This is a genomic window from Mesobacillus jeotgali, assembly GCF_002874535.1.
In the GTDB taxonomy this organism is placed as follows: Bacteria; Bacillota; Bacilli; order Bacillales; family Cytobacillaceae; genus Mesobacillus; species Mesobacillus jeotgali.
Map to the genome: position 1 here is coordinate 594,836 of NZ_CP025025.1, position 21,827 is coordinate 616,662.

General features: G+C 44.5%; 23 protein-coding genes and 1 pseudogene. 12 read left to right on the forward strand and 12 right to left on the reverse strand.

The window, feature by feature from the left end; genetic code table 11:
- The first annotated feature begins 157 nt into the window (after positions 1 to 157).
- The gene (locus tag CD004_RS02885) at positions 158 to 1,489 is read left to right on the forward strand and encodes a polysaccharide biosynthesis protein (RefSeq protein ID WP_102261397.1); all 1,332 of its coding nucleotides are present in this window, start codon (positions 158 to 160) and stop codon (positions 1,487 to 1,489) included.
- Positions 1,490 to 1,603: 114 nt separating this feature from the next.
- Positions 1,604 to 1,990 carry a DUF1284 domain-containing protein gene (locus CD004_RS02890; RefSeq protein ID WP_407657677.1) on the forward strand — a complete coding sequence of 129 codons (387 nt, stop codon included), beginning with the start codon at positions 1,604 to 1,606 and terminating at the stop codon, positions 1,988 to 1,990.
- Between the two features lie 10 nt (positions 1,991 to 2,000).
- On the opposite strand, the gene CD004_RS02895 is transcribed toward CD004_RS02890, so the two are convergent.
- Both CD004_RS02895 and CD004_RS02900 read right to left on the reverse strand, forming a co-directional pair.
- Entirely contained in the window at positions 2,001 to 2,660 is a 660-nt protein-coding gene (locus tag CD004_RS02895) for a TrkA C-terminal domain-containing protein (RefSeq protein WP_102261399.1), read from the reverse strand.
- An 89-nt stretch (positions 2,661 to 2,749) separates the two neighbouring features.
- Complete coding sequence (locus CD004_RS02900; RefSeq protein WP_102261400.1) at positions 2,750 to 3,013, reverse strand: hypothetical protein; 264 nt, start codon at positions 3,011 to 3,013, stop codon at positions 2,750 to 2,752.
- 167 nt (positions 3,014 to 3,180) lie between these two features.
- On the opposite strand from CD004_RS02900, the gene CD004_RS02905 reads away from it, so the two are divergent.
- Positions 3,181 to 4,119 carry a magnesium transporter CorA family protein gene (locus CD004_RS02905; protein WP_158651473.1) on the forward strand — a complete coding sequence of 313 codons (939 nt, stop codon included), beginning with the start codon at positions 3,181 to 3,183 and terminating at the stop codon, positions 4,117 to 4,119.
- A 28-nt stretch (positions 4,120 to 4,147) separates the two neighbouring features.
- On the opposite strand, the gene CD004_RS02910 is transcribed toward CD004_RS02905, so the two are convergent.
- From CD004_RS02910 to CD004_RS02925, 4 genes are all read right to left on the reverse strand, one after another.
- The gene (locus CD004_RS02910) at positions 4,148 to 4,480 is read right to left on the reverse strand and encodes a DUF3243 domain-containing protein (RefSeq protein WP_102261402.1); all 333 of its coding nucleotides are present in this window, start codon (positions 4,478 to 4,480) and stop codon (positions 4,148 to 4,150) included.
- 764 nt (positions 4,481 to 5,244) lie between these two features.
- On the reverse strand, positions 5,245 to 5,880 hold the full coding sequence (locus CD004_RS02915; RefSeq protein WP_102261403.1) for a Bax inhibitor-1/YccA family protein: 636 nt from the start codon (positions 5,878 to 5,880) through the stop codon (positions 5,245 to 5,247).
- A gap of 78 nt (positions 5,881 to 5,958) precedes the next feature.
- Entirely contained in the window at positions 5,959 to 6,327 is a 369-nt protein-coding gene (gene mscL, locus CD004_RS02920; RefSeq protein ID WP_102261404.1) for a large-conductance mechanosensitive channel protein MscL, read from the reverse strand.
- A gap of 103 nt (positions 6,328 to 6,430) precedes the next feature.
- Entirely contained in the window at positions 6,431 to 7,930 is a 1,500-nt protein-coding gene (locus tag CD004_RS02925; protein WP_102261405.1) for a LuxR C-terminal-related transcriptional regulator, read from the reverse strand.
- A 207-nt stretch (positions 7,931 to 8,137) separates the two neighbouring features.
- On the opposite strand from CD004_RS02925, the gene CD004_RS02930 reads away from it, so the two are divergent.
- Genes CD004_RS02930 through CD004_RS02940 form a run of 3 tightly spaced genes read left to right on the forward strand, consistent with a single transcriptional unit; the run spans position 8,138 to position 10,396 of the window.
- Entirely contained in the window at positions 8,138 to 8,710 is a 573-nt protein-coding gene (locus CD004_RS02930) for a DUF6230 family protein (protein ID WP_102261406.1), read from the forward strand.
- 15 nt (positions 8,711 to 8,725) lie between these two features.
- A complete protein-coding gene (locus CD004_RS02935) occupies positions 8,726 to 9,118 on the forward strand; it encodes a DUF6114 domain-containing protein (RefSeq protein ID WP_102261407.1) in 393 nt (130 codons plus the stop codon).
- Positions 9,119 to 9,130: 12 nt separating this feature from the next.
- Positions 9,131 to 10,396, forward strand: coding sequence for a hypothetical protein (locus CD004_RS02940; protein ID WP_102261408.1), 1,266 nt, complete (start codon positions 9,131 to 9,133; stop codon positions 10,394 to 10,396).
- A gap of 40 nt (positions 10,397 to 10,436) precedes the next feature.
- Here CD004_RS02940 and CD004_RS02945 read toward each other — a convergent pair whose 3' ends face one another.
- Both CD004_RS02945 and CD004_RS02950 read right to left on the reverse strand, forming a co-directional pair.
- Positions 10,437 to 10,709 carry an acylphosphatase gene (locus tag CD004_RS02945; RefSeq protein ID WP_041964456.1) on the reverse strand — a complete coding sequence of 91 codons (273 nt, stop codon included), beginning with the start codon at positions 10,707 to 10,709 and terminating at the stop codon, positions 10,437 to 10,439.
- A 331-nt stretch (positions 10,710 to 11,040) separates the two neighbouring features.
- Complete coding sequence (locus CD004_RS02950; RefSeq protein ID WP_102261409.1) at positions 11,041 to 12,273, reverse strand: aminopeptidase; 1,233 nt, start codon at positions 12,271 to 12,273, stop codon at positions 11,041 to 11,043.
- 200 nt (positions 12,274 to 12,473) lie between these two features.
- Between CD004_RS02950 and CD004_RS02955 the strand changes: the two genes are divergently transcribed.
- On the forward strand, positions 12,474 to 12,869 hold the full coding sequence (locus CD004_RS02955; protein ID WP_102261410.1) for a hypothetical protein: 396 nt from the start codon (positions 12,474 to 12,476) through the stop codon (positions 12,867 to 12,869).
- Between the two features lie 188 nt (positions 12,870 to 13,057).
- On the opposite strand, the gene CD004_RS02960 is transcribed toward CD004_RS02955, so the two are convergent.
- Together CD004_RS02960 and CD004_RS02965 are read right to left on the reverse strand one after the other, a co-directional pair.
- Positions 13,058 to 14,326: an MDR family MFS transporter gene (locus CD004_RS02960; RefSeq protein WP_102261411.1), complete on the reverse strand. Its 1,269-nt coding sequence runs from the start codon at positions 14,324 to 14,326 to the stop codon at positions 13,058 to 13,060.
- A gap of 169 nt (positions 14,327 to 14,495) precedes the next feature.
- Entirely contained in the window at positions 14,496 to 16,592 is a 2,097-nt protein-coding gene (locus CD004_RS02965) for a DNA topoisomerase III (RefSeq protein WP_102261412.1), read from the reverse strand.
- Between the two features lie 85 nt (positions 16,593 to 16,677).
- Between CD004_RS02965 and CD004_RS24210 the strand changes: the two are divergent.
- Both CD004_RS24210 and CD004_RS24215 read left to right on the forward strand, forming a co-directional pair.
- Positions 16,678 to 17,109: pseudogene (locus CD004_RS24210) on the forward strand (NUDIX hydrolase); the annotation flags it as partial.
- A 54-nt stretch (positions 17,110 to 17,163) separates the two neighbouring features.
- The gene (locus CD004_RS24215; RefSeq protein ID WP_170030017.1) at positions 17,164 to 17,583 is read left to right on the forward strand and encodes a GNAT family N-acetyltransferase; all 420 of its coding nucleotides are present in this window, start codon (positions 17,164 to 17,166) and stop codon (positions 17,581 to 17,583) included.
- Between the two features lie 43 nt (positions 17,584 to 17,626).
- Here the strand turns inward: CD004_RS24215 and CD004_RS02975 are convergent, their stop codons facing one another.
- Positions 17,627 to 17,944, reverse strand: a complete 318-nt coding sequence (locus CD004_RS02975; protein ID WP_102261413.1) for a YbjQ family protein — start codon at positions 17,942 to 17,944, stop codon at positions 17,627 to 17,629.
- A gap of 126 nt (positions 17,945 to 18,070) precedes the next feature.
- Positions 18,071 to 18,235 (reverse strand): hypothetical protein, encoded by a 165-nt coding sequence (locus CD004_RS23990; protein ID WP_170029934.1) that lies wholly within the window; start codon positions 18,233 to 18,235, stop codon positions 18,071 to 18,073.
- 269 nt (positions 18,236 to 18,504) lie between these two features.
- On the opposite strand from CD004_RS23990, the gene CD004_RS02985 reads away from it, so the two are divergent.
- From CD004_RS02985 to cydB, 3 genes are all read left to right on the forward strand, one after another.
- A complete protein-coding gene (locus tag CD004_RS02985; protein WP_233435007.1) occupies positions 18,505 to 19,116 on the forward strand; it encodes a peroxiredoxin in 612 nt (203 codons plus the stop codon).
- Between the two features lie 309 nt (positions 19,117 to 19,425).
- Positions 19,426 to 20,778 (forward strand): cytochrome ubiquinol oxidase subunit I, encoded by a 1,353-nt coding sequence (locus CD004_RS02990; protein ID WP_102261416.1) that lies wholly within the window; start codon positions 19,426 to 19,428, stop codon positions 20,776 to 20,778.
- Positions 20,768 to 21,796 carry a cytochrome d ubiquinol oxidase subunit II gene (gene cydB / locus CD004_RS02995; protein WP_102261417.1) on the forward strand — a complete coding sequence of 343 codons (1,029 nt, stop codon included), beginning with the start codon at positions 20,768 to 20,770 and terminating at the stop codon, positions 21,794 to 21,796. Before CD004_RS02990 ends, cydB begins: the two co-directional genes overlap by 11 nt.
- Positions 21,797 to 21,827 lie beyond the last annotated feature (31 nt).

A 21,827-nucleotide genomic window follows, 5' to 3' on the forward strand; every position in this document is an offset into this window, starting at 1 on the left:
ATGAAAAACTCGCTATAAAAATGAAAATGTCGCTATAAAAACCTTCTCAACGAATGGGGAAGACTCACTCAAACAGCTTTTAGTTAACTCCTTCATATTGTCCGGACTTGTCTCATATGTTTATAGGAGTAAATGAGACAGGATTGGGAGAGAAGCTATGAATACTTTTTTAAAAGGGATGTCTATCCTTGTGGTTGCTACTTTTCTTGGAGAAGTGGTGGAGTTCCTCGTCAATATGATTCTGGCAAGGGAGCTCGGGGAAAGCGGGATGGGGCATTACATGACGATATTGCCGACGATTTTCCTGATCATGATGCTTGCGAGCTTTGAACTTCCTGTGTCGATTTCAAAGATGATCGCAGAGAAGGATGAGTCTTACCACCGGAGCATGATCAAACATGCCATAAGGCTTGCGGTGGTATTCACAATGGTTCTGCTAATTGCGGCTGCCATTGTGCTTCCAATCATTCCTGTGTTCAAGGATTATCACCCCCTGCTTAAATGGGTCGTACTCTCACTCATTCCGGTGATGACGATTTCCGCTATTGCCAGGGGATTTTTCATGGGAAAACAAGATATGGGAAAAATCGCGATTTCCCATTTTCTGAGAAGGGTTGTCCAGCTCTTGTTGCTCTCGGCACTTTTTCAGTTTTTTAAGTTTGGAAGTGAAACGGCTCTTCTTGTTGCCTTTTGTACACTGGCAGGCAGCGAACTCGTCGTCTTCCTTTATCTACTACACTACTTTATTATGTCTTATCAGAGGATTAAAAGTCTACCAGGCAAGCATGTAGGCGGGCGAGAGGTGAGGAAGAGTCTTGTGGAGGTTTCCGTTCCGACGACAGGCCTGAGGATTTTTCATTCCCTGACGCATGCTGTCCAGCCATTTCTGATAAAATTTGCGATTGTCAGCGCTGGATTTTCAGCAGAAATGGCAACGGAACAATTCGGGATGATGGCGGGGATTGCGATGACGATTGGATTTTTCCCGGCGTTTATCGCCCATTCGTTTCTCATCATCCTGATTCCGACGGTATCGAAGGCCTATGCGGAAAAAGAGTACTTCAAGCTGCAAAAACTGCTTCAGCAGGTGATGCTGTTGACATTGCTCTATGGATTGCCTGCGGTCACTGCTTTTTACTTTTTGGCCGAGCCATTGACGATGACCTTTTTCCATTCCAAACAAGCGGCCGTCTTTTTGCAGCTGCTCGCACCATATTTCCTGTTTCATTACTTCACCATCCCGATGCAGGCCTATTTAATTGGCCTCGGATTGGTAAAGGACGCCTTTATCCATTCTGTCTATGCAACGGTCGTCACCTTCTCCTTGATTTACCTCGTCGGCTCTAGGCCAGAATGGGGAATGGAAGGAGTCATCGTCGGCATGAATACTGGCAGTATGGTCATCTTGCTGCTTCATTACCTGACGATTTGCAAAAAGATCGGCATTACCTGGATGGCTAAGAGTCCAATCAAAGATTCGCGATATTAAGAGGATTATAAGGACTTTTACAGAATTAATTAAACAGCTTAATTTTTCAGGAGTGATGGTGTGGAAAAAGTATTGCGAGGGCACCATCTCCTCTGCGTGCATGGTTTCAGGGGGATGGGTTACAGTCCGGAGTTTGTGAAGAAGATGGAAAGTATCGTAAAAGATATACGGAACCCAGAGCAGGATTTTCACATAAAGGTGGTCGCTGCGTTTGATGACGCATGTATGTCCTGTCCGCATAGAGGCCTCGAGATATGCGAGGCTAGTGAGGGTTCGAATGAACATGTCCTGTCGATGGATGGAAATGTTATTCGTCATCTGGGTCTTGTGCCAGGTGAACGGTATCTAAAATCAGAGCTTGTAAAATGGACTGCGGAAAAGGTAGAACCGGATGATCTTGATGAGCTTTGCAAAAACTGTTCATGGCTATCATATGGAGTGTGCAAAGAAGGAATTGCCGAGCTCCGTGCAAACAACAAATGCCTGACTCGCGGTGGATGATACCATCGGGTCAGGCATTTTCAAATATTTCTTCTATCCTTGGGTTGTTGCCATATAAAACAAGTTTGTCGCCAGGCTCAAGTTTTGTATCATATGCTTTTTGACGGATATTGATCTCGCCTCTCCTGATGAACAGGAGCATAACATCATCCTCTTTATCCACTATTTCATCAAACGTCCTCTCCGCAAATTGGGAATCTTCTTTTATAGCAATTTCCCGTACCTCATCATCTTCGTCCATTAATAGAACATCACTGATTGGCAAATCAGCCAACTCGTAATTCTCCTTCAATTCACTTTGCATCTTCTTACCCATCATTCTTTGTACGAATGGTGCTCTCAACACAAATAGGAGCACTAAAAGTCCGCCTGCGATATAGGCAATTTCCATCGTATAAAAATTATCGGTTAAAAGGTTGCTTATGGCAGAAATGATTACCGCCAGCGAGAAGGCCCCAAACAGAATCAAGAATGCACCTAATCTTCTCCGAACCGGATGGTCGATGATCAACTCGGATTCACCGGTGGTAAAACCAGTGCCGGTAAGCATGGAAATGACCTGGAACCGTGCAATCTTTCTGTCCAGCCCGGTTGCTACAAAAATTGATGTGTTAATCTCAATCACAGTAAAAACAATGAACAGATATATGAAAATAAATAGAATACCCATTGCCACCATCCCCCTCGCAGTATCTAGTATTGATCGTCGAGGTGTGAATTAAACAAAAATAGACCGGGGAAGTAATTCCCCGGACATTTTTATCGTTGTTCTTGTAAGTTCTCGTTGTAATAGTTTACACCGTACATAGCGCCTTCACTGACCATTTTATTGTCTTCAACGTCCAATGGGTCAGGGTTGCCGGCTTTCTGTACAGGAATTACATCTGTCTTCGATGGCATGATTTTTTCCTTTGCTTTTGTAGCCATACCGATTAGTTTTTCTTTGTTTTCAGGCTTCATTGCCATCCACAATGCTGCGGCTCCTGCGCCTAACATGACCGCGTTTTTAGTTTTGGTTTGCATAGTTTTTCCCTCCTATAATAATTGTGCGTTTTCTAATGTCTATACTCCTATTTACCCGGTTCACAAAACTGAGAAACATTTTTAAAATGGAATCTCTGCCAATCGTTTCAAAACTTCTTTTTAAGGGAAGAGTATTACTTGATTATTAAAAGAAAGGTCTGAGACCATTGAAACATACATTTAATGATAATAAATGGATGTGGTTTGATTATGAGGATGGGGATCAGCAGGAGTTAAGAGAGCTGGTTCCAAATAGTCCTGGATATGAAAATTGGTTTGAAAATATAAATGACAGAAAGACTAACCTGCTTGAGCTGGACACTCAAACAAGGGGAAAGGAATATATTTGGGGTTCCCTTATTTACCAACAGGATATTGAGGATAAGAGCGAGAAAAATATTTTTCACTTTTGGATCAGCAGGGACTTCTTTGTATTGGTTGATTTCGACTTTTCTGTTCTTAAAGCGAATCCAGTAGCGATCCACAAACAAATGAATCAGGCAGAGAATGCGGTAGAAGGATTTTTTATAATATTAGGAGAGATTCTTGTAAGCTATCTACAGAAGATTGATGGTTATGAAGAAAGGCTTCATGATCTGTTATGGGAAATGAAAGAGCACAACAACCGTGAAATTCTTGAAAAAATATATGAAAACCGACATGAATTGTTGGTTTGGAAAAACTTAGTTGTTCCTATTGTGGAATTAAGGTTCGTTGCAGAGGAAGCCTATGGCCGCGAGATGCATGAAAAAACTGAATTCACCAGGGTTGTCACTCGTGTCGAGCGGATTCGGACATTGCTTGATGAATATCAGCATGCAATCGATACGATGGTCAATCTCGAAGAAGTGGTCTCAACCCATCGAGGAAATGAAATCATGAAAACTTTGACTGTCATGACGATACTCTTTACCCCCGTTACAGCATGGGGAGCAGTGTGGGGGATGAATTTCAAGGTCATGCCTGAGCTCGAGTGGAAGTTTGGCTATGCATTTGCGGGTGTTTTAATTTTAGCTTCAACCGTGGGGATTTATTATTACTTGAAAAAGAAAGGCTGGATGGGAGATATTTTGAGAGTTAAAAAGAAGAATAGGTTCTTTGGATAAAAATAAAAAATCGCCCGTGGGCGATTTTTTATTCTGCCAATTTTACAAGCATATGTGCAAGTGAATGCTGCTCTTCTTTAGTGCCAACTTTCCAAAGTTCCTGCAGCAGCTGCTCCTCTTTGTTACGCGGTGTTACGTTATCAGCAAGATAATCGGCTACCTTTTCAGCCGTTTTCGCAAGCTGCTCTTCATTCAAACCGGCAGTTTTACCAAGTTTGATCCGTTTGCTTAAATAAGTCCTGAACTCATTGAAATCACCCAGAATCTCATCAGCCTGCTGCGTATCCATCCGTTCAAGCGTCTCATCCACCTTGCTAGTATCGACTTCGCCATCTTTATGAATCATATGGTCTTTTTCCATGTTAAAAACCTCCTCGTAAAAGATATATATTAAATACCCCGGTGCCGGAAACTAGTAAACCTTGAGGAGCACATTCGAAATAGACAATGCAAAATCTCTTGAGGTTTACTGCTTAGCTGCTCAGTGATTTTTACTAATCCAAAAATGAAAATTCAATATAAGATGAAAAGAGGGTAATCAAAAAAGGTGCGGGCCGCTTGGCCTGCACCTTTTTTGAGTCCGACATACGGACGATGGGAGGAGTATTCAGCTGTTGCTATTCAATTTGCGCTACTGGGGTAAATCGATATTAAATGTATCGATTTAAGACCAGCGTGCCTTGAGACAGCAGCGCGAATCTTCCTCCACTTGCGTAGCCAATGACGTATTCCGAAGTTGTCGTAAAGTCTTTCAACTTAACCAGCCCCTTCATTACTAGTATTGGCGTTGCTCATATCCTGCGGACGAACTTAGAGGAGTGCTCTACTAAAGCTATTCAAAAGCAATGTGGTCAATCGATATTAAGTCCATCGATTTAAGACCAGCGTGCCTTGAGATAGCAACGCAAATCTTCCTCCATGTGCTAAGCCAATGACATATTCCGAAGTCGCCGTAAAGTTTTGCACTTTAACCAGTCCCTTCTAGGTTTTGTATTGGCCTTGCACTATATATATACCCGGATGAAATAACAGAAAACTTAATAAACTTGATAAAAAGTTGGTATTACAGCCAAATATTAGTAGAAGAGAAAAGGCAGCCGCTTATGGCTGCCTTTTGAATCATTATTAATCATTGCTCGATAGTATCCCGAAAAAGCGTAGGATATATAGGAAAAGATTGATGAAATCGAGATATAGGTTAAGAGCCATCAAAGGCACTTCTTCAGGACTCACACCATAATGCTTCATCCTATTAAAATCAAACAACACATATCCGCTGAAAACGAGAATTCCAATGAAAGAATAAGCCATCATTCCTGTCGAGCTTAGCGGCCAGAACCAGTTGAAAATACTGACTGCAATCAGCGCCAGCAAGGCTGCCATCAGCATGCCGCCAAGGAAGCTCAGGTCACGTTTTGTCTTTGTAGCGTAAATCGCGAGACCAGTGAAAACCACTGTAGTGGCCCCGAGAGAATTAATCACGACATTGGCACCAGAAACCGCAATGTAATGGGCGATGACTGGATACATCGTCATTCCAGATATGAACGTAAATGCGTAAAGAAATGCATAGGAGATTGCTTTCTTTTTTCGTAAAAAGAACACCCCGATCAGCATCACGAGCTCAATGATGACGAGTGGAAGGAATAGCGCTGGCGGTACGAACACTCCGGCCATTGTGCCAATGAAGGCGATTGCCAGGGAAAAAGCGAAAGTTCTCATTACCGATGGCATCATCGAGTTATCTGAGTAAGCGTACATTAACAGGTCACCTCATAAATTTATTTGATTATGTATACGGGTGACAGGTACCGCCGGTTTCATTTAGCACCGAAAATTTTAGATATGCTTTTTTTCCTTTAGAAGATCGCGAATCTCAACTAATAGTTCTTCTTTAGCATCTGGTTTTGGAGCTGCTGGTTTGGCTTCTTCTTTTTTACGATATCGGTTGATGATTCTGATGAAGAAAAATATAGCTAATGCTGTCAGGAAAAAATCCATGACAGACTGTAAGAATGCACCGTATTTTATCCCGTTGTATGTAAGTTTTGAAAAATCAGCGCCAAAAGTAGCGAACCCTATAATCGGCATGATGATGTCATCGACTAGGGAAGAAACGATTTTTCCAAACGCTGCCCCGATGATAACCCCAACAGCGAGATCCAGCACATTGCCTTTAAAGGCGAATTTCTTGAATTCATTCCACATTCAATTGTACCCCCTAAAACTTATATCTCTTATATTCTGCGAGATTGTGAAGCAAAAAGCAATAGGGCCTGAACCCCTGAGTGGGGACAGGCCCTAAGTGTTTTTACTGAATCAACCTCATCTTCAGCGCTTTGACGGCGGCATCGGTCCGGTTTTTCGCATCAAGTTTCTGGATGATGGCTGAAATGTAGTCACGTACAGTGTAGGAACTGAGATGCAGGGCTCCGGCTGCTTCATTGATGGAAGCACCTTCGGCAATCAGCTTTAGCACCTCACGTTCACGAATGGTCAGGACAGCGCGCTGGACGCCGAAAAGCTGGACTGCATCCTCATAATACTGATTCAACAATTCACCGCCATATTGTCCGAACTTTATCAGAGCGGTGAGGGTTTGGTTGTTGACGGTAAATGATGTGTTTTCTCCACGATCAAGCAGGGCGAGACCAATTAGTTTATTTTCCGCAGGCACGTAAATTGGCAGAACAACCAATGATTTCAGACTGTAATCGTGGACGTACTTACCAGGCAGGATATCAGCTGCGTCCTCGATAAAAATAGGTTTCGAATGGCTGAAATGCTTTAGATATTTTGTCAGCAGCGGAAACTCGGCAATGCTTTCTTTGATGTGCTGCACAGAGCCTGTATTGACGTTATGGGCATGGACGCCGACACCGCTGTGCTCGCCCGGTGAGTAGATGAAAAGGGCACAGCGTGAAAACGGCAGATAATCGACCAATCCCTGGGTAATCATTTTAACGGCTTCCGATGCACTTTGAGAATGGATCAGCCGCTGCTGGAACAGAAGGGTGGCATCCTTCCATTCAAGCTCACTTTCAAGGTGATTCAGCTTCATCTGTTTCAGATACATTTTTCGAAGCGTCTCTTTTTGCTCATCTGTCACGGTGTCCGCGTTTTCCTTCACACAAATTAACAGTGTTTCAGTCAGGCAGGGAATTGTGATGATTTGTGGATGATCCTGACCAGGTGACAATAATCTGGAAAGCGCCATCGCCAGGTCTGATGTTTGATCGGCTTGAAGTCCCTCACACATGGTGACAAGCTGTTCATTCACTACAAGGTCATCGCCACAGACGACTTTACTCACTTTGCACTGCGGTTTTTCATTACGGATGACGGCAAGCCAGTTACTTGGCACAGCACGCAGACTCAACATCATCTTCAGCCATTTGTCATCCTGGGATTCCAGCTGTTGAGTGTGCAGGACCTTGTCGAGGATCTTTGTGAAAAAAACCTGCACCGCCTGATGATCCAGGAATCCTGCATTCTTTCTTTTTAAAACCTTATGAAATAAATTTTCAACTGCGCTGATCAGAAAAATAGCGTCAAAATCATCGACGAATTCGGGATGGCGCTTTTGCCAATTAAGCACTAATAAATGGATGAAATCATTTGAAGATTTAAAGGTGGTGCGGGAAAGGTTACTGAAGCCAAAAACAATCATGCTTTCAAACTCAGCTACAAGCTCGTTTTGCCAGGCTTTCATGTCATTCTTTAGATGGGACCATTCTTTAAGAAACGGTTTCTCGCATTCTTTTAAAAGTACTAAACCTCTAATGGCCAAGTCCTCAATCTTATGTTCCATCAAGCAACCTCACTCTCAAATTCTGGTAAAATACCATTCGTTTAAAAATTCTGATTTTTGTCCGTCGGTTCTTTATACCCCGACATTAAACGGGGTTAACAAGTTATTAACGATTTTTTTCGGAGTTGTAGGCTTGATTTTTCGGGGATATGTTATAAACAAGAATTAATTTTGAATTTTTAAAATACTTAAGTGGAGGTGGCTTCCTTGAACGGAGCTGTCATAATGGAAAGCAAGACGAATAAAAAGGTTTTTTGGGGTGCCTTGTCAGCAGGTCTTCTTGCGCTGGGGATCTTGCTGGTGTCATTCGGATTGTCAGGTGTGGCTTACGCTGTACCGATTGCCGGTGTTGGTGACTTTTATGTTGAGTTCGATAAGCTTGAAGGAGAAGGCTACAAGTTCTATCCGAAACTTGGTGAAACGAGTAATTCAGACGCTACGCCACAAGGAACAAATATCATTGAAAAACTGACGATCGACAATCTGCAATTATACAAGGATTTTCAGGTGGGCGGGGAATGGATCCGCGTAAAAATCCAGGCTTCAAAGCCTGTTCAGATTTCCGGGCTGCAGCATGATGCCGGGTTAATCGAAGCGAATGCCAAGTTCCAAAACCTTGCGCTTGCAGAAAACAACAGTACCGACTGGACAAAGCAGTTCCAGCAGACATCAAGCACCATCATTCTTGAAAATGCCAAGTTGAAGACACATTACTTATTCCAGGAAACGATCAATATGGCCGGCATGAAACTGACTGTGGAAAAAATCGATAAGAAATAATCGAGGTGATCAGCAATGGTTTTTAAAAAATGGAGGCATACAAGGCCTTTTTTCGGAGCGATTTTGACAGTCTTAAGCGGACTGATGATTTTATGGGTGCCATTGAATCTTTATCTCAGCACCTTTCTGCCAGGATCAGTTGCCGTCATCGGCTTGCTGTTTGGCGGGCTGATCACGCTGATGGGACTGATGTCCTTCTTTTTGCCAAGTGCCTCTAAGGCATTGGGAATCATCGTGATTTTCCTTTCGATCCTGTCTGTCATCGGCGCTCTGGGCGGCTTCCTGTTCGGAACGGTATTTGGGATCATCGGCGGGGCACTGCTTACAGCCTGGCGCATGGTGCCTGCGGAAGAATCAGCGGGAACACCAAGCTCCGATGTGCCGGCGCAACCTGCCAAAACGGGGTAAAGGGGAGACAATATGAAGCTAGTAAAACATCGATTATTTTTAACAATGATGTGCATTCAGCTTGCTGCATTATCCTTTTTCCCTTTTATCGAAAAAGCGGATGCAGCGGGAAACGATCCTGAGGGATTTATTATTCAGGCCGACAGGGTAGTTGGTGAAAATATGAAGGCAATGATTGTGGCGGGTGAGACATCGGGTTCATATGCCAAGCCGATGCTGAGGATTACGTACGATTCCGCACAGATTTATGGCATGAGGCTGACCAAACAGTTCGCGACTCCAGGAGGGACTGTATCCATTACGATGAAAGCACGCGGTCCGGTTACTATAAAAGGAATGCAGGTTGATGCCAGTGCCATTTCATTCAAGGGTGCTTGTGTCCATGCTGCAAAGGTAATCCCGAATGCCGCACTCGAAGGAGTGACGATGGTCGCCCATTCAATGAAAGCAGCCATTAGCAGCCTCGATCAGCTTAAACTGCAGACGGTAAACGGCAACGGCGGCGTCCAGAAACCAGGTACGCTGAAAATTTTACAGGACCTTGGATCGATGCCTATTGAACAAATGAAACAGGAAATCAAGAAAATTACCTCCGGCCAGCTTCCGCTTACATGCGAAGGCGCTCCTGAGGAAGCAGAACTATCGGAGGATACAGTAGGGGAAGTGACCCAGCCAGTCGATGACTTGGTTGAAGATGTTACCGACCCGCTTGATGGAACAATCGGGAAGGTCACCGATCCTATCGAAGATACTATTGGAAATGTGACAAACCCATTAAAAGACACGGTAGGCAAGGTGACAGACCCACTTAATGATACAATCGGCAAAGTAACAGATCCACTGAAGGATACGGTCGATAAGGTTACGGCCCCTGTGGAAGAGAATGTCGGCAAAGTAACTGAGCCTGTGAAGGGTGTCGTCGAGCAAACGACAGATACGGCGAAAAAAGTGACAGAGCCAGTGGTCGAGCCTGTGAAGGCAACAGTGGATGAAAAAGCTAAAACAACGTGCGAAAAGCTGGAGGCGGTAAATGGCGAGATCACAAAGGAGTTGGCGCTCGAAATGATCGACAAAGCGCTGGCTGAAAACAAAATGATTGATGAATTGTGCCCGGCAGACGCGACATTGACACAACAGCTTGAAGAATGGACAGAGGGGCTGCTTGATTCACTCGGACTTTTGTCACTTCTCGGGTTGAAGCCAAGCGAAGAAGAACAGCTCAAGCAGATGAGGGAGGCCATTTTGAAAGAGCCTGATGGATCGATCATAGATTTTTAATTTTTACACAACAAAGGCAGAGGAATTTTCCTCTGCCTGTTTAATATTTTATTGCAAATGACTTATAGGTTTCGGTTTTCTCTGTTTCGTTCACTTCAATGTGATCAACAGTGGAGAAAGGGTTGCCCCTCCGGACTTCATCAGTGAACTTTTCAAGGTCAGCCCTGGAACCTGAAGCCAGAATTTCAACGCCGCCCTCCTGAAGGTTCTTCACCCAGCCTGTAATTCCAAACTGAATCGCCTTCATTTGAGTATAATACCGATACCCCACACCCTGAACCTCACCAGTCACAATAATTTGTAATTGGATCAAGACGTCGCCCCCAGATAAACGAATAGGTTAACAATATATCTAATGTTTTATGTAATAATTTCTTGGTAACTTCATTATAGCACAGTGTTCTGGGGTACATAAGGTGAAAAACAAGGAATGCGCCCTTTAATAAATCCTTCGTGAACGGTGCAGAAAATCCTTATTCAAAAATATGGATCGTATCCATTGCCAAAAGTGACAGAAGCAACGATAAAGGGTAAAAGGAAAGCCGTTGCATTGCCCTAAATGGCAGAAGGAATAGCGAACTGATGGGAAGTTCAAAAACAGCCGAACAAAATGTCCGGCTGTTTTCATTAACAGATATACAATCTTACAACGCCCAGTCTCCATTACGGAACACTGGCTCAGCATTACCATCAACAGTGATGCCGTCGATGTCCATTTTATCTGAACCGATCATGAAGTCGACGTGCGTGATGCTTTCGTTCAGCCCGTTTTCAGCCAGTTCTTCTGAAGACATCGTTTTGCCGCCTTCTACGCAGAATGCATAAGCACTGCCGATTGCGAAGTGGTTTGACGCGTTTTCATCAAATAATGTGTTGAAGAATAGCACGTTTGATTGTGAAATTGGCGAATTGAATGGTACAAGGGCAACTTCACCAAGATAGTGTGAGCCTTCATCTGTCGCCACAAGCTGCTTAAGGATTTCTTCGCCTTCTTCAGCTTCGACGCCGACGATTTTTCCATTTTCAAAAGTAAGCTTGAAGTTGTCGATGATGTTTCCGCCGTAGCTAAGTGGCTTCGTGCTTGAAACATATCCGTTCACGCCAGTTTTCAACGGTACAGAGAAGACTTCTTCAGTCGGCATGTTTGCCATGAACTCGTTGCCTTGCTCGTTCACGCTGCCAGCGCCAACCCAGATATGCTTCTCAGGAAGCTCAACTGTCAGGTCAGTACCTGGAGCTTTGTAGTGAAGCTTTTTGTAACGCTTGCTGTTCAGGTAATCAACTTTTTCATGAAGGGAAGCGTCATGATCTTTCCATGCTGCGACCGGATCTTCAGTATCCACGCGGACTGCCTTGAAGATTGCATCCCAAAGCTTCTGAACAGCTGTTTCAGCTGTGTCCTCAGGGAACACCATTTTCGCCCATCCTTCAGAAGGAACGGCAATGACAGTCCAGCTTACTTTATCTGATTGTATGTATTTGCGATATTTAGAAAGAGCTGTTCCAGCAGCTTTCTGGAAGTTTGCAATACGCTCAGACTTTACACCTTTTAACAGGTCAGGACTTGAAGAAACGATTGACATGAATGCCGCTCCGTTTTCAGCAAGGTCTTCAACCTCGCGTGCGCGCCATTCAGGATACACGTTGAAAGCCTCATCAGGTGCAAGGTCATATTTTGTTCTGTTAACAGTGTCATCATTCCAGTTCACAACGACGTTTTTAGCGCCGGCTTCATATGCCTTTTTCACAACAACACGGACAAACTCAGCGGAATCAAGCATTGTATTGATGACAAGCGTCTGGTCCTTCTGGATGTTAACGCCAACCCTGACAGCAAGGTCTGCATATTTTTCTAAATTCGTTTTGAAATCACTCATCTATTTCGCCCCTTTTCTGAATCTTCTTTTATATTGTAACGATTTTATAGGAAAAAAGAAACTTAAGACATTCGACTTAACTAGACATTGGAAAGGCTGCCTTTCTGTCTAAAATTGCTAGCCTATCAGACTGGCATCATAATAGAAGCCTAGGGTAAAATAGAGCGGTATACAAAAGGGGTATAGGAGGATTTTTTTACATGAAATTCGATGTTGTCTTGTTGCGGCTTTCCGCGATTTACGCTTTCGTTGGCGCGTTCATGGGCTCGCATATGGCAGGTGCCGGGGACTATGCAATCCGCCCGGTCCATGCGCATATTTTGGTTGTAGGCTGGCTTAGTCTGTTTGCATTCTCCAGTTACTACCGTTCCTACGCGGTGCCCAAAACTTCAAAACTAGCATCATTCCATGTTTGGACAGCGATCCTAGGAAGCTTCGGCTTGACCTTAGGCATGTGGCTTTATAACGTGAAACCATTCCCGCTGCCAGAAACATTCACAATGGTATTCTATATCGTCGGCGGATCCACTTTGCTGCTAAGCTTCCTGCTATTTGTGTTCATGACATTCAAGTATAGCGATGCAAAGATAAAATAATAAAGAAAAATCCATGCAGAGTCGGTTTCTGCATGGATTTTTTGTGTGTTTGGATTTTTTAATGGTTTTTATCATCCAATCAGCGTACTTCTAATTAATATATTGGTGAAAAACTAAATATATCGACCACTTATTGCAATATATCAGCGGATTTTGAAATATATCGACCAACTCTTTAAATTCCCCGCTTAAACCTCCGTTGCCTTCCTATTCTCATACATCCGGAACATCAACCAGAACAGCACCGCGCTTAAAACAGCGAGGATGCTGAGGATGGTGAACGTCCAGCCGTACCCGATCCAGACAGTCAGCGGAATGCTGATTGGTGCAATCGTCCTGCCTATCGTATATCGTAATGAAGCTGCCGCAAAGTACTGGCCGCGCATTTGTTCAGGTGCGAGGTTGGAAATGAAGGTTTGCTGGAGACCTGCAGTCATCAGTTCAGCCAATGTGAATACCGCCATCGCTGCAATCAGGCCCCAAATCCAATTTGTCGCGCCGAACATCAATATCGACACTGCGTAAATTAACGAGGACAATACAAACACATTCCGTTCGCGGAAACGGGTCACCCATCTCGTTACAACTACAGTAAAGAGGGCTACCAGCAAGCCATTTTCAGAAAGAATCAAGCCAAAAGCCTGCTCGCCATTAACGGTGAATACCTTGCTGCCGAGTTCGAGCACGGTTTGATTATGCACCGAATCCTTTGTATAAACAGGGAATAATAGATCAAGCTGCATGAACGTCTGAGCCGCTAAAATCCCTGCTATGATGAACATGAGGAAAATTTTATCCTGGACAATGACCTTGTAATCGGCAATTTGATCCTTAAGGAAGCTATACCATTTTCCATTCTCTGCCCGTGCCTGCCTGGCTGAAGCAGGTACCGTTTCACGCGTCCATTTTGCGAGGACAAGCGCTAGCAGGATGGAGATAATCGCAACTGCTATCATCAATTCAAACCGATATTTTACATAAAAAATCGCTCCGAGAATCGGGCCGACAACAACGGCAATATTGATCTGCGTATAAAAAATCGCGAATACACTGCTGCGGTCTTTTTCCGGGACCACGTCCGCAACCATCGCCTGGCTGGCCGGCCAGTAAATGGAGCCGAACATCCCGACGAGCGTAAAGCAGATGAATCCGAGCATCGGCGAAGTGAACCATGGTGAAACCGCATAGGCAAAAACAAGGAAAGCAATTCCCTGGCCAAAAGCTGAGATCACCATCATCCGTTTGCGCCCGAACCGGTCGGCGGTATATCCGCCCATCAAATTGGCGAATACCGAAAAGACCTGGGATAAGACGAGCAGGAAGCCAGCGTTGCCCTTCCCGAAACTTTCAGCAAAATAAATGGTCAAAAACGGGAAAAACATCCAAAATGTTATATTCATTAAAGCTTCGCCAAACAAGCGAATCTTCAAGTTACGATCCCAATCCCTTATTCTCATGATGTTGCTCCTTCATTACTCCGAAATAATAACCAACGAATATCATACTACTCCAAAGGAATTTTTTACAAGTTAAATCCTTTCGGAAGATTTTTTCTTATACTTTTACGTGGTAAAAATCTCAAAAATAAAAAAGCGGCGCAATGGCCGCTTTCTGTGTAACTAGTTTTTAATCCTTATCCTCCATCGCAGCTTTCAACAAGTCTCCGAGACTGGTGCCGAAGTTCTCCTGGGACGGAGCGTATTTTTCCTTCAACTTGCGCTCCTCACGCTTGGTAACACCTTTTTTCTTTTTATCCTCTGCCTTTTCAACGACATTGCAGCGGCGGCACTGGAAGTAGGCACCAGCTTTGCCGTTGTGGATTTCCATTCGCTTATGGCATTGAGGACAGCGTCTTTGTGAAAGCTTTGGATCCTTATGCTTGCGGAAGCTGCACTCAGGGCTTGAGCAGACGAGAATGCGTCCTTCCTTTGTCTTGCGTTCCTTCATGAACTCACCGCATTCAGGGCATTTAGAGCCTGTCAGGTTATGGGCGCGGTAGGTTTTGTCGCTCGTCTTGATTTCGGATACAAGGCGGGCTGTCTGTTCGCGAATCCGTTTCTTGAAGGCCTTCGGGTCCCCTTTGCCGCGGGCGATTTCTTCTAGTTCTTTTTCCCATTTTGCAGTTAGCTCAGGGGAAGTCAGTTCATCGTTTACCAGGTCAATGAGCTGCTTGCCTTTTTTCGTTGAATACAGGCGGCCATTTTGTCTTTCCACGACCTCTGACGATATGATCCGCTCAATGATTTCCGCTCGTGTTGCCGGAGTGCCAAGGCCGAATTTCTCCATTTTAGCGAGAATATCTGACTCAGAAAGGCGAAGCGGCGGCTCGGTCATTTTTTTATTCATGCTGACCTGGCCAACTGGGTAGCTTTTGCCTTTTTCAAGGTGTCCCAGTGATTGCGTGCCTGCATCGTCCTCGTCTTTTCCGAGAACCTTTTTAAAGCCAATTTCAATAATATTCGTTTCCCGTGCTGACAGTGATTCTCCTTCGACATCGAAGTTAGCATGGATCACTTCATACTGATAAGCCGGGTAAAATAAAGCAAGGAATCGGCGGACGATCAAATCGTACAGCTTCCGTTCATCAGGCGATAAATCGGCAAGGTGAAGCCGTTCCTCTGTCGGGATAATCGCATGGTGGTCGGTTACCTTTTCGTTATTAAAGACGCGGCGCGCCTGGACTTTTCCTTTTTGGGCAAGGGCAGGTTTTGCTTCGTCACGGTAGCCGGACATAATCCCCTGAAGGCGGTCCGCCATCGTCGCTTCCATATCGGTCGTCAAATAGCGTGAATCTGTACGTGGATAGGTAACGAGCTTATGCTGTTCGTACAATCCCTGCAGCACATTGGATGTTTTCTTTGCTGAGAAGCCGAAACGTTTATTGGCGTCACGCTGCAGTTCTGTAAGATCATAAGGCAGGGGCTGTGGTTCTGATTTTTGCTTTCGGTCCAGCGATTTCAGCACTGCTTTCTTGTTGGAAAGCTTCTTTTGTATCTGCTCTGCTTTTTCTTTTGAGAAAATCCGCTTTTCGCCTTTATTTTCCCATTCAGCATTCAATGAGCCGACCTTCGCCTGGATTGTCCAGTACTCCTTCGGCACGAACTTATTGATTTCATCTTCACGTTCGAGAACCATCGCGAGTGTCGGTGTCTGAACACGGCCAGCAGATAAAGGATCCTTAAATTTTGTTGTCAAAGCCCTCGATACATTCAATCCAATCAGCCAGTCAGCCTCGGCACGGCAGACAGCGGATTCATACAGGTCTTCAAATTGCTTGCCAAGCTTGAGGTTCTTAAAACCATCCTTGATAGCGCGGTCTGTTTGGGAGGAAATCCACAGTCGCTTGATTGGTTTTTTCCAATTGATGCGCTGGAGAATCCATCTGGCCACAAGTTCACCTTCACGACCGGCGTCAGTCGCGATGATGAATTCGCCAACATCTTTGCGTTCAGCAAGGTGCTCAATTGCCTTGAATTGATGGCTCGTCTGCTTGATGACCTTCAATCCCATTTTATCCGGGATGATCGGCAGCTCCTCAAGTTTCCATACCTTGTATTTTGGATCATAATTCTCGGGCATTTTCAATTCAATCAAGTGGCCGAGTGCCCAGGTGACGATATATTGATTTCCTTCAAAATAGCTTTTATGAGTTTTATTGCAGCCAAGTACACGCGCAAGCTCGCGGGCAACACTCGGTTTTTCTGCAAGTACTAATGATTTCATGAATACTCCTTTCAAAACAAAACAGTTTTGCTTATGCTTTACTTAGTATAATAGAAAAAAGAGAATTTTTGTAATGGGGGAGCACATGAGTGATTATATTAAAGAAATTCGTAAGCTGATTGGCAGCAGGCCATTCATTCTAGTTGGTTCCGCTGTGCTTGTTTTTAATAAAGAGTATGAAGTACTGCTGCAGCTAAGGAATGATACCGGCAGATGGGGGATTCCCGGTGGTGCAATGGAACCTGGCGAAAGCTTTGAGGAAACGGCTTGCAGGGAGTTATTCGAGGAAACAGGGCTTCGTTTACAAAGGCTGAAATTTTTAGACGTGGTTGCTGGAAGAGAGTACTATTTCCGATATCCAAATGGCGATGAAATATACAATGCGATCGCTTTGTATGCCTGTGTTGATTGGGAAGGGGAATTGCAGATGCTGGATGGCGAAAGCAAGGAGCTCCGCTTTTTCCCAATAAACAATCTGCCCTCGTTAACAGAAAGGCAAGAACTGATTATTAATAAGATTAAAGACAGTGGATTGCTACCAGAATTTCGGCAAATTGATCTTGAGGAGATTATGGAGTGTGCTGAAGTTCTTGAACTGCAGAGAAAATCATACAGGATAGAAGCGGACCTGATTGGCACAGATGAAATTCCTCCGTTAAAAGAATCATTCGAAGAGCTTCAAGATTGTGGTGAGACCTTTATTGGTTGTTATATTGAAAGCAGGCTTGCTGGGGCGGTCTCTTTTAAAAAAGATGGGGAATTAATCGATATCTATCGTATGATGGTTCACCCTGAATTTTTTCGCAGAGGAATTGCGCGGAAGTTGCTCAGCCAGTTAGAACAGTATGGATGTTCACAAATGATCGTCTCAACCGGGGCTGCGAACACACCTGCAGTGAAGCTTTATGAGAAGCTTGGTTTCGAGCGCCAGCATGATTCAGTAGTCGGTGACGGACTGGTGATCGCCCATTTTAAAAAAGAGAAAATTTAATCTCACACAAAAGGACCAGGCAGCATGCCTGGTCCTTTCATCATTATTCTTTAATTTTAACAGCGGTTCCTGTCGCGATGCACATCATCATGCCTTCTCGCAATGTTTCAAAATCGAGGTCGACGCCGATTATGGCATTTGCGCCCATGCGGCGTGCTTTATCTTCCATTTCGCGGATCGCAATTTCACGGCCTTCGGCAAGTTTGTTTTCATATGCTGAACTTCTGCCACCTATCACATCGGTGACACTTGCGAGAAAGTCTCGCACCACATTGGCACCCATGATTGCTTCACCGGATACAATTCCCAGATAGTTCTCGACTTCTCTTCCTTGCAATGTTGAAGTGGTTGTTACGATCATGTACATATTCCTCCCAAAATAGTTAATGGCTAGTGAAAAATTGTGTATAACAACATATACGATTTCTGTTGGAAAAAGTTTCAATCAAAAAAGAACTCGGCTATTATTAGCCGAGTCCTGGAATCATTACACTTCGTCTTCCTCTACACGGTTTTTGAACGCTTCCTGGACGACGAGGAATTCCTCATCTTCCTGGGCTTCTGTCTCAGGTCGCTTTGCTCTCAGTGCACCTGCAGGCAGGTCTCCGGGATGGCCCTTTTTCTTGTGGTTGAACTCTTTGCCTCTGCTCATTCATGAACCCTCCTTTAATTTATAAAGTATAAGTTTTTGACACTTAGATTTGTGTCCAGCTCCACCGCCTAGCCCCTCGAGACGCTTCGATCCTGTCAATGAAGTCAAAGAACGACTTCACTGACAGGCCCTCCAGCGCTTGTCGGGGCTGACCAAGGCGCTTGCGCTTTTCTTATCCAATGTAGTTTTTCCTGATGTAACCTGAAATATAAAAAATCATCTGCATATGATTGTAAAGAAGAAATTTTACTAATGAAAGGGATGCTTAAATGGACGAAAAATTGTACGCTCAAGATTTGGTTGAGTGCCCGACTGTTTTTTGTGCGAACCGTGATGACCAAGCTCCGCTTTTTACGGCAGATGCGTTGATTAATGGTGACATAAAGAAGATTAACCTCGAGGATTATCGGGGAAAGTGGGTCATTTTATTTTTCTACCCAAGCGATTTCACCTTTGTCTGACCGACGGAACTGGCGGCGGTCGCCGCTGTTTACCCTTATATCCAGGCGCTGGGGGCTGAATTGCTGGCCATCAGCACAGATAGTGTTTACTCACACAAGGTTTTTAAGGAAACTTCTCCATCCTTAAAGAATGTAACGTATCCAATGGTAAGCGACAGGACACAGGTCATCAGTCGTGCTTACCGGGTTCTAGATGAAACAACAGGGGCCTGCTTCAGAACATCGGTTTTCATTGATCCTGGGGGAATTATCAGGGCAAAGCTTACTTATCCCGGGAATGTCGGCCGCAATCTTCCTGAGCACGTAAGGATTCTGCAGGCTTTCGAATATGCCAAGCAAACGGGCAAAGGTGTGCCAGCGAACTGGGTGCCCGGCCAGCAAGGAGTCAGTACAGATCCTTCAAATATAGGGAATATTTAATTCTTCAGGTCCTGTTAACAGGGCCTGTTTTTTATGTCCAGCTCCAGCCTCTAGCCTCTCGAGACGTTTCGGTCTGCCCAATGATGGCCCTCTGAGACACAGGAAGTGGTGGTATTATCGGGCAGCTCTTGTCGGGGCTGATCAATGCGCTTACGTTTATATCCTTTGTCTGTGACCAGCATCACACTTAAAGGATAAAATTGTCACAAATTCTCTACAAAAATCTTCAATATCACTCACAAAGTTTTTTTAAAATAGAATTGAGATTATGTTAAATATTTCACAAACAAAAATTAGGAGGAACCAACGATGGAAGAGGTCCTGATATTAAGTCGGATCCAGTTTGCTGTTACTGTGTTTTATCACTTCTTATTTGTTCCATTAACGATTGGTTTAGTCATTCTCGTCGCCATCATGGAGACAAAATATGCGCGCACCCTTGATCCTACGTATAAGCGGATGGCAGATTATTGGGGGAAACTGTTTGCCATCAACTTTGTGCTTGGCGTGATTACAGGCATTACGATGGAATTCCAATTTGGCACGAACTGGTCTGAATACTCAAAGTATATGGGAGATATTTTCGGATCGCCGCTTGCGATAGAAGCTCTGGTTGCTTTTTTCCTTGAATCGACCTTTATGGGTATCTGGCTGTTCGGCAAGGATAAGTTCTCACCGAAATTGCGGGCGATTTCGATTTGGATGGTGGCCCTTGGCACGAATATTTCCGCGCTTTGGATTATCACAGCGAATGGATTCATGCAAAATCCAGTCGGTTATGTCCTGAACAATGGCCGTGTCGAGTTGGAAAGCTTTTCAGAGCTTGTCACCAATCCGTATGCCTGGTATATGTTCGTACATACAGTCGTAAGTGCTTATATTGTCGGAGCTTTCTTCATGATGGCTATCAGTGCTTATCATCTGCTTAGGAAAAATGAAACAGCATTTTATAAAAAGTCATTTAAGTACGGTCTGGCAATGGCGTTGTTTTCGGCAACTTTGACGCCATTCATCGGCCACCAGTCCGGTGTGTTCGCAGCTAAAATGCAGCCGGCAAAAGGCGCAGCGATGGAGGCCGTCTGGGAAACACAAAAGGACATGCCGTTCCATCTGATCCAGATTCCCGACCAGGAAAACGAGCGCAATGCTTTTGAGGCAATCAGCATACCGAAATTGGGCAGCTTCTTCTATACAAACTCTTTTGATGGGAAAGTCACTGGATTGAAGGATATTCCTAAAGATGAACGCCCGAATGTGGAACTGGTTTTTTACGCCTTCAGAGTCATGGTTGCACTTGGAGTCTTTTTTCTGGCTGTTTCCTGGTACGGCTTGTACCTTTACCGGAAAAATAAATTGGAGAACTCACCTCGGTACTTGAAGCTAGTCCTTTATTCGGTGCTGCTTCCGTACCTGGCAATCAATGCCGGCTGGATGGTAGCGGAGGCAGGAAGGCAGCCATGGGTTGTGTACGGATTGATGAAAACGTCGGAGGGGGTATCGCCAATTGCCATGTCCCAGGTGGTATTCTCTTTGGCAGCTCTCGTCATCTTCTATACGGTTCTTCTGATAGCAGATGTTTATTTAATCATCAAATATGCGAAAAAAGGTCCTGAATCTGAGATTAAATATGGCCTTGAAGGAGGCGTGAAACATGTCTCATGATACACTTGCAATCATTTGGTTCGGTTTGTGGGGATTGATTTGGACGGTTTATTTTATCCTTGATGGATACACTCTTGGGACTGGAATGCTGTTCCCGTTCATCGCGAAAAATCGCCAGGAGCGTAACCAGCTGCAGGAGGCAGTTGGTCCGTTCTGGGGCGGGAATGAAGTCTGGTTGATTACAGCTGGAGGAGCGACATTCGCAGCTTTCCCGGCTGTCTATGCCGATATGTTCAGCTTTTTGTATACCCCGTTATTCCTGGTACTTATCGCCTTGTTCATTCGAGCAATAGGACTCGAATTCATGCACAAGGATGACCATCCGCTCTGGCAGGCAGCGTGCAAATGGGGCTTTTTCACCGGAAGCTTCTTGATCGCCTTTTTATTCGGAGTGACATTCGCCAACCTGTACCGCGGATTGTTGATCGGTGCCAATGGCTATGAAGGTAATTTATTCAGCCTGTTGAACGGCTATGGAATTCTGGGAGGGTTATTGTTTGTCTCCTTGTTCCTGCTTTCAGGATCTTTATGGATTCAGCTGAAGACAGCTGGGCAAACTGCGATCCGAGCATACAGGTTCTCAGGAATTTTAGCTGGAGTGGCTCCAGCAGTGTTGTCACTATTTTTTCTGGCGACAGTGAACATGACGCCATTGCTCGACAACTACTCAGAAAACCCAGTCCTCTGGATTGTACCGGTTATCGCACTGACTGCGATGCTCACGGCAGCCTACTTTATTTTTAAAAAGAAAATCGGTTATGCCTTTACGGCAGTCTGCGTGACCATTTTTACAAAAATGGCCTTCGGCTTTGTCGGGATGTTCCCGAATATGCTGCCATCCAGAATCGACAGTGCCTATAGCGTCACTCTATTCGATGCCGCCGGAAGCAAGCTCAACCTAACCATCATGTTCATCGTTGCCGCTATTTTCGTGCCAATCATCATAGCTTATCAGTCCTGGAGCTATACACTATTCAAGGACAAAATCCTAAAGGAAAGCGCAAAAGGATATCAATGAAAAAATGGCGTCTGGGTAACCAGGCGCTTTA